At 70.8% G+C, this 713-nt stretch carries 1 protein-coding gene; it reads right to left on the reverse strand.

Features of this window, described 5'->3' with window-relative positions; translation table 11 throughout:
• Window positions 1–71: 71 nt before the first annotated feature.
• On the reverse strand, window positions 72–713 hold a 642-nt coding region (locus GTW58_RS13305; protein ID WP_209436585.1), incomplete at its 5' end, for a 4-alpha-glucanotransferase.

Below are 713 nucleotides of genomic sequence, written 5' to 3' on the forward strand. Positions count from 1 at the left end.
CCGCCCGTGGGGGGGGCCAAGTGGCAGGTCTAGCCGACGCGACCACCTCGGCCAACCAGCGGTGGCCGGAATCACCTCGCGGGGGGTGCTGCGGTGTCGGTGGTGCTCGGCTGCTCCGGAGCCGCGACCCCCCGGTGTCTGCGTTCCTCGGAGCCCAGCACCTCGTTCATCACCCGGGACAGTGAGCGCACGCGCTCGGACTGCTCGGTGCCTTCCACGAGCACGACCTCGCCGTTCTCGTCGGCCAGCGGGATCTGCCAGTTGGGGTACTCGTCCGAGGTTCCGGGCTGGTTCTGGACCCGCTTCTCCCCCACCGCGTCCACGAGCTGGACGCAGTGCAGCAGTGAGGGAGCGCGTCCGAGATATCGGTACAACCCCTCGATCTGCTGCCTGACCGTGGCGTCCTGCGGAACCAATCCTTCGGCCCGGGCTGCGGCGAGCCAGCGGTCCACGCGTTGCTGGGCCTCTTCCCGTTCGACCCCGACCGGCCGCTCCAGCAGGCCCAGACCGTCCCGCAGATCCACCTGCACGCTTTCCAGGAAGCCCGCGGTGGGCGGCAGGTCGTGCGTGCCCACGGAGGCGAACGCCTCCTGCCGGTAGTTCCGGGGATCCCTGGGCCCGTCGCCCTCCTGCTCGAACCACAGGACGGGGGTCCCCAGGACGCCCCGGGCCGCGAGGAATTCCCACGCCGATGGTTCCACCGTCCCAAGGTC

Origin of the sequence: Kocuria subflava, from assembly GCF_012163155.1 — a bacterium.
GTDB lineage: Bacteria > Actinomycetota > Actinomycetes > Actinomycetales > Micrococcaceae > Kocuria > Kocuria subflava.